Origin of the sequence: Acinetobacter sp. YH12249 (assembly GCF_013417475.1) — a bacterium.
Lineage (GTDB): Bacteria > Pseudomonadota > Gammaproteobacteria > Pseudomonadales > Moraxellaceae > Acinetobacter.
On record NZ_VPDX01000051.1, the window covers coordinates 1 to 7,027 of the forward strand.

The 7,027-nt window shown below is 37.6% G+C and carries 9 protein-coding genes; 5 read left to right on the plus strand and 4 right to left on the minus strand.

Annotation, left to right across the window (positions count from 1 at the left end):
* Positions 1–91 precede the first annotated feature (91 nt).
* A complete protein-coding gene (locus FTV25_RS15445; RefSeq protein WP_004856450.1) occupies positions 92–589 on the plus strand; it encodes a hypothetical protein in 498 nt (165 codons plus the stop codon).
* A 170-nt stretch (positions 590–759) separates the two neighbouring features.
* On the opposite strand, the gene FTV25_RS15450 is transcribed toward FTV25_RS15445, so the two are convergent.
* From FTV25_RS15450 to FTV25_RS15460, 3 genes are all read right to left on the minus strand, one after another.
* A complete protein-coding gene (locus FTV25_RS15450; protein ID WP_004787581.1) occupies positions 760–1,050 on the minus strand; it encodes an addiction module antidote protein in 291 nt (96 codons plus the stop codon).
* Positions 1,051–1,053: 3 nt separating this feature from the next.
* Complete coding sequence (locus tag FTV25_RS15455; RefSeq protein ID WP_004787583.1) at positions 1,054–1,350, minus strand: type II toxin-antitoxin system RelE/ParE family toxin; 297 nt, start codon at positions 1,348–1,350, stop codon at positions 1,054–1,056.
* Between the two features lie 323 nt (positions 1,351–1,673).
* Positions 1,674–2,315 carry a TetR/AcrR family transcriptional regulator C-terminal domain-containing protein gene (locus FTV25_RS15460; RefSeq protein WP_004787586.1) on the minus strand — a complete coding sequence of 214 codons (642 nt, stop codon included), beginning with the start codon at positions 2,313–2,315 and terminating at the stop codon, positions 1,674–1,676.
* A 65-nt stretch (positions 2,316–2,380) separates the two neighbouring features.
* Between FTV25_RS15460 and tet(39) the strand changes: the two genes are divergently transcribed.
* From tet(39) to FTV25_RS15475, 3 genes are all read left to right on the plus strand, one after another.
* Entirely contained in the window at positions 2,381–3,568 is a 1,188-nt protein-coding gene (gene tet(39) / locus FTV25_RS15465; RefSeq protein WP_087551687.1) for a tetracycline efflux MFS transporter Tet(39), read from the plus strand.
* A 749-nt stretch (positions 3,569–4,317) separates the two neighbouring features.
* Positions 4,318–5,241: a replication initiation protein RepM gene (gene repM / locus FTV25_RS15470; RefSeq protein WP_004856439.1), complete on the plus strand. Its 924-nt coding sequence runs from the start codon at positions 4,318–4,320 to the stop codon at positions 5,239–5,241.
* Complete coding sequence (locus FTV25_RS15475; RefSeq protein ID WP_004856442.1) at positions 5,238–5,534, plus strand: hypothetical protein; 297 nt, start codon at positions 5,238–5,240, stop codon at positions 5,532–5,534. Before repM ends, FTV25_RS15475 begins: the two co-directional genes overlap by 4 nt.
* On the opposite strand, the gene FTV25_RS15480 is transcribed toward FTV25_RS15475, so the two are convergent.
* A complete protein-coding gene (locus FTV25_RS15480) occupies positions 5,531–5,815 on the minus strand; it encodes a hypothetical protein (RefSeq protein WP_004856445.1) in 285 nt (94 codons plus the stop codon). The genes FTV25_RS15475 and FTV25_RS15480 overlap by 4 nt on opposite strands.
* A gap of 208 nt (positions 5,816–6,023) precedes the next feature.
* On the opposite strand from FTV25_RS15480, the gene mobQ reads away from it, so the two are divergent.
* Positions 6,024–6,995 carry a MobQ family relaxase gene (gene mobQ / locus FTV25_RS15485; protein ID WP_004856449.1) on the plus strand — a complete coding sequence of 324 codons (972 nt, stop codon included), beginning with the start codon at positions 6,024–6,026 and terminating at the stop codon, positions 6,993–6,995.
* The last annotated feature ends 32 nt before the right edge of the window (positions 6,996–7,027 follow it).

The following is a 7,027-nucleotide window of genomic DNA, read 5'->3' on the forward strand; positions in this document are numbered from 1 at the left end:
AAATGAAACGACAGCAAGAATTAGATAAACAACGAGCCGAGCAAGCACTCCGCAAGGCATATCAAAAACTAAGTAGAGGCGGAATGTCATTATGAGTAATCAAAATGATTTAGATGACCAGTTATATATTTTATTGGCATCCATGAAGGAATATCGAGAAGCCATAGCAGACGATAAGAAGCGATTAGAGCAGTTTTACAACCAAGTCGCTAGTGGAGTGCTAGACAAGGCTGAAAAATCGCTAGAAAACACAAATAAGAAGCATACAGGTGCATTAAACAACAGTATTCAGGCATTAAACGAAGCTACAAACAGGCTCAACTTAAAACTTATCTTTATTTTTGCCAGCACGTTTGTTGCTGTGATGATGGTGTTCATTTTGGCTATCTTTTTATACATACCAAGCAAAGACGAAATTGATGAACGTAGAGCAGATATGGCTGTACTAAAAAAATATCCGCTACAAATTCGAGAAAGTGATGGTGAAACATTGGTGAGAATAATGAGGAAAAATTGCTACTCGTTTGAACCGAGTAGTGTCAAAGAAAAAACGTATGACTGGTGTCAGATCGACCCTAAAAAATACTAGTTGATCGGTACTTTGCTTGGTTTTTCTCATTACAAATCAAATTACAGCAAGCGCAAAGTTGCCCGACTTTGAAACATGGCTTTAGCCATCTTTCAAAGCATCGAGCTGAAATTTCGCATAAGAGATTTTATGTTAAATAAGATGGAACTTAGACAAAATTTTATTAATAGTTATGCATTCTGCACAGTTAGTTTTAGACCTAAAGCATTTACTACACGATTAATCGTATCAAAACGAGGTGCTGAATCTTGACGGAGTGCTTTGTAAAGTGCTTCACGTCCAATTCCTGCTTCTTTAGCGATTTGAGTCATACCACGAGCTTTAGCAATTACACCAAGTGCATGAGCTAGTTCAGCAGGGTCATTCTCTTCAAGAACCATATTAAGATACATTACAATATCTTCTTCACTCTTAAGTGCTTCTGCCATGTCAAAGCTAGGTAGATCAGCTATTTTAACCATTTTTCAATCCTCTAAAGATTTTGATAAATCAACAGCTCGTTCTATATCCTTTTGCTGTGTAGATTTATCACCACCTCCAAGCATCACAATGATTACATCACCATGTTTGATGTAATACATGCGCCAACCTGGTCCGAAGAACTCTCGCATTTCCCAAACACCTTCTTGAAGATGCTTTACATCGCCCCAATTACCACGCTGAACCTTATCTAATCTTCGATTCAGTTTAAGACGGGTCATACTGTCTTTAATGCTATCTAGCCATTCATCAAATTCAGGGAGACGTTTAATCTCGGTCATGAAAGTTCCTCTTTATTGTATTCGATCGAATACACAACATTATAATGAATATATTTTATGAGTAAATGAAATAATAAGAATATATTTTATCAATTGATTATTTAATAACCTATGTTCTTGGCAAAAGGTATCAAACCTGCTCATAAAAAAGCCGACTTGTTTCTAAGTCGGCTTTTTACTGTTTTTGAAGTCAGTCAAAATTTTATAACTATATGAAAAACAATAATATTTTAAATTGCGTTTCGTATAAGCTCTATTATGTTAAATAATTAAGGATAAAAGCTTTATTACTAAATAGAACAGTTGCTTAAAGCAGTATAGAGTTAAGTTTGCATTTTAATATCAAGTTGTCTTTCAGCACCGATAATCACCATACGAATCCCATTTTCAAAAATGTCATCCGCATTCATATTTTGTAAGGTATTCACTCCTTGGAGCATGAGTGGATATATAGTTGGATCGGCTTCGAATGGTGGGTCTGATCTTATTTCTTCTTGCTGCTCCTCAAGGACCCACCCAACAATAAACCTTCCTAATGTCATAAGTAATGCAACTGCTTCAACAGGAGAAAACCCAGCATGAGATAACAGCGCAACTTGGGCCTCAATCGTGTTGAAATGTCCTTGACTGGGGCTAGTTCTTGCATGTAGACGAGCACCATCACGGTAAGCTAGTAGTGCTCGACGAAAGCTTACAGAATTAGCGAGCAACCAATCTTGCCATGTCATCCCATCGATGGGTAAAGAAACTAAATGGTGTTCATTTATAATGGTTTCCGCCATTGCTTCCATTAACAAGGATTTATTCTTGAAATGCCAATATAGAGTTGGAGATTTAATACCCAATCGTTGAGCTAGCTTGCGTGTGGTTATTGAATCTATGCCTTCTTCATTCAACATATCCAATGCGGTACGCAGGACTATTTCACGTGTCAGACGTTGAGGTGCAATATCTTTTTTACTCATAAATCTATCACTGATAGGGAGTGTGTGAGAGAATATTAATTCTATCATTGCTAGAGAAGGCATTTGTGAAGAAATCATTGAGCGTGATTTTAATCACTATATTTCTGGATGCTGTTGGGATTGGTTTAATTATGCCGATCTTGCCTGAATTATTACGGTCATTGGCTGGAGCTGAAGCAGGCGGTGTTCACTATGGTGCTTTATTAGCTGTGTATGCTCTGATGCAGTTCATTTTTGCACCTATCCTTGGAGCGTTGAGTGACCGATTTGGACGTCGACCTGTATTAATTATTTCAATTGCTGGTGCAACGGCTGATTATCTCCTAATGGCTGCTGCTCCTTCTCTATTGTGGCTATATATTGGTCGTATTTTTGCGGGAATTACAGGTGCCAACATGGCTGTTGCAACAGCTTATGTTTCAGATATTACTCCAGCCCATGAGCGTGCAAAAAGGTTTGGTCTCCTTGGAGCTGTCTTTGGTATTGGGTTTATAGCGGGTCCGGTAATAGGTGGAGTTTTGGGTGAATGGAACTTACATGCACCGTTCTTTGCTGCTGCTTTTATGAATGGGATTCTTTTAATAATGACAGCAGTCTTATTAAAAGAATCAAAACACAGCAATAAAATGACTGAGAAGGTTCAGGAGCAATCAATATTAAAGAAATTATCCTATTTGATCACTCAACCTAATATGGCTCCATTGCTTGGTATCTTTTTAATTATCACATTGGTTTCACAAGTCCCCGCAACTTTATGGGTTATCTATGGGCAGGATCGTTATGGCTGGAGTATATTTATTGCAGGTGTTTCCCTTGCTAGTTATGGAATATGCCATTCTATTGCACAGGCTTTTGCTATCGCCCCTATGGTAAAGAGGTTTGGAGAGAAAAATACGTTGTTATGTGGAATAGCTTGCGATGCAATTGGTTTACTTCTTTTATCTATTGCTGTTGAAGAATGGGTGCCTTTTGCGTTGTTACCATTGTTTGCCCTTGGTGGAGTAGCCGTTCCTGCTTTGCAAGCAATGATGTCCAGAGGTATTAGTGATGAAAGACAAGGTGAATTACAAGGGCTATTAAGCAGTTTTAATAGTCTGGGGGCTATAATTGGTCCTGTATTAGTTACTAGCCTCTATTTTATGACTCAGGCATCAGCTCCTGGAATGGTATGGGCATTAGCTGCAATACTTTATGTAATCACCCTACCCTTATTGCTTAAGTATCGCCTGAATAAATATTCTGGAGTTCCATAAAATATTTAATTTATTGGTTTAAAAACTAATGGATTCTATAGTTTATCTAAAATTAACATAATACACCTTATCCGAAATGCTTAGATATTTTCATTATCTTTCAATGTTATAGTCAATACTTAATAGCCCGAAACGTCATGCTCGGGCTTTTTTTATGATTCTTCACGTTCCACGACTAATATTTCATCAATGTTTCACAACTTTGATTAGCTCCAGTAAATAATTAAAACCTAGATAATAAGAACCGAGCGAGTGTCTACGAGCGATTGAGCATCATCAAAATTTCGACCTCGCTTTTTCTCTGATTACAAGCTCCCTTTCGATTTTAAACGGTAGTTACAGAGCATCCCGAATGGGTGCGAACTTTGGAGCTTTTGCTTTTCAAAAAGTATGAGCGAAGCGAATACATTACCAATGCTTTTGCTTTTAGATTTCATAAACAGGATTAACCAAAAACTGCCCCATGAAGCGAGGAACGAGCTTCAATAGAGTACGAGCTTTAGCGAGTACATAGGGCAGTTTTAAGCACTCCCCTCTTTTTAATATTTTTTAATTTTTTAATTTTTAGCCTCTACAATTAATTGATATATAAGAATAAAAATAGCAATAAGTACACCTTTATCTTGCAATAAGTACACCTTTATCTTGCAATAAGTACACCTTTATCTTGCAATAAGTACACCTTTATCTTGCAAAGTGACACTCAATAAAATAGAGTGTACTTATATATTTAAAAAACATGTGTGCTTATGAAAAAGGAACTAGTCGTTAAAGATAATGCACTAATAAATGCCAGTTATAATTTAGACCTATCAGAACAACGTTTAATACTGTTAGCCATACTTGAAGCTAGGCAATCAAATACACCCAATGATAAAGATTTGACGATTCATGCTGAAAGCTATATCAACCATTTCAATGTTCATAGAAATACAGCCTATAAAGTTCTTAAAGATGCTTGCAAAAGCCTATTTGATCGTAGATTTAGCTATCAAAAGCTGACTCAAAAGGGCAACATTGAGAATGTAATAAGTCGATGGGTACAACGAATATCTTATGTAGAAAATGAAGCTCTTGTTCGTATTAAGTTTTCTGATGATGTTGTACCGTTGATTACAAATTTAGAAAAACACTTCACCAGTTATGAACTAGAGCAAGTCAGCAGTTTAACTAGTGTTTACGCTATACGCTTGTATGAGTTGCTTATCGCATGGCGTAGTACAGGCAAAGTGACTATGGTAGAGCTAGAAGAGCTAAGATTAAAATTAGGCATAGAACCCAACGAATACAAGAGAATGGGGCAATTTAAAGAAAAAGTTTTACACCTTGCCATTGATCAAATTAATGAGTACACAGATATAAAAGCAGAGTATGAACAACACAAACGTGGTCGTTCAATTATTGGTTTTTCATTTAAGTTTAAGCAAAAATCACAGCCGAAAAAATTAGATTCTAAGCGTGACCCAAACACACCTGACTTTTTTGTCAAAATGACCGATGCACAACGCCATTTATTTGCCAATAAAATGTCAGAAATGCCTGAAATGGGGAAATATTCACAAGGTACAGAAAGCTACCAACAATTTGCTATCCGTATAGCAGATATGCTTTTAGAGCCTGAAAAATTCAGAGAGCTTTATCCAATATTAGAAAAATCAGGATTTCAGCCATGATTAAATTAAACAACCTATCAACTGATCTAAAACATGTGACCGTTGAATACCTCGACATCGTAAATTATGAAATTGCGAGGGAAAATATATGCGGTTATATCTTCCTATTATCTCGAATATCCAAAAATGCAGAACCCACCAAAAAAATGCAGATGGAAAGCAAAATACAGGACTTAATTTACTATCGAGATAATTTGCAGATAGAGGACAAAGACAATATTCAAAAGGTTTTAAATACGCTCATTCCCGAGTATCAAGCCGAACAGAACAACCAAACAGCTAAGAAAAATTAGGCTTCAATATCGGGCAAATCAAAAAGCTGTCTATCTCTATTTTCTGTTAAATATTCGTTGAGTTCAGCGAGTATTTTTTCTTTATTGGCTTCATTAGATTGCATCTTTTTAATTAAGTAAGAACCGAGCAAAATTTTACGTCTTGTATCGTCCTTTCTTTCTTGTTCCTTTTGCTTGGTTTTTTCTCTTGCATCAATAGCCTGTTTTTGAGCTTTTAACTGTTTCAACTTTTCTAATTGGGCTTCAATTTTCTTTTCGATATTTTCAGCAGATTTTGTCATAACGGTTAATTTCGGGATATAGAAAACCACTCAAGCATAAAACCCTATGAATTGAAATTCAAGCGGGCTATATGCTATCGTGTTTTTCATGAAATGCGCACTTACGACTTGAACAAAGTTCAAGTCAAAGTTGCGCAAGGGGACACCCCTTAACCCCAAAAAACTGCTACGCAATTTTTTAAAAGCAAAAGCACCCCAAGGCGACTGCATGGCAATTTATCATTGTTCCACTAAAACGGTGAACCGAAGTTCGGGGCGAACTGCGGTTGCATCATCTGCATATCGTGCAGGGGAAAAACTAGAAGATGAACGCACAGGACTGACCCATGACTTTACGAGAAAAGACGGTGTCGCCCATTCTGAAATTCTGTCTAATTTAGATATTGAAATTGACCGTGGTGAACTTTGGAACTTGGCAGAAAAAACCGAAAACCGTAAAGATGCCCGAACCGCTAGAGAATGGGTCATTGCCCTACCTGATGAATTAGACGCTGATCAACGTAAGGACTTGGCAAAAGACTTTGCCAGGTCCTTAGTTGATCGCTATGGAGTGATCGCAGATTTAGCCATCCATGAACCCAGCAAAGGCGGTAATGATAAGAATCATCACGCCCATATCATGCTTACCACCCGAAAAGCCGAATTGGACACGGACAATAAACTCACCCTGACCACCAAAACCGATATTGAACTCAGCAACGCCAAACGAAAAAGCCTTGGTATGGGTACAACCCAAGACGAAATTAAACAGATTCGGGAAACGTGGGCAAATTTAGCCAATCACGCATTAGAACGAGCAGGCTACCGAGAAAAAATAGATCACCGCAGCTATGCCGATCAGAATAACGGACTACAAGCCACCATCCATGAAGGCACTAAAGTCACCCAATTACGCAGACAAGGCATAGACACTGAAATCAGCCGTTTTAATGACAATGTGAAACAGCAGAACGCCCAACAGCTTGACCAACAGAAACAGCAGAAAGAGAGCGTTTTACAGCGTGGTTTAAACCGTGTCGATCAAGGTTTTGATCAATGGCAGAAGAACCAAGAAACCAAACGTCTAGAACTGGAACGCCAAGCGGAAATGAAACGACAGCAAGAATTAGATAAACAACGAGCCGAGCAAGCACTCCGCAAGGCATATCAAAAACTAAGTAGAGGCGGAATGTCATTATGAGTAATCAAAATGATTTAGATGACCAGTTATAT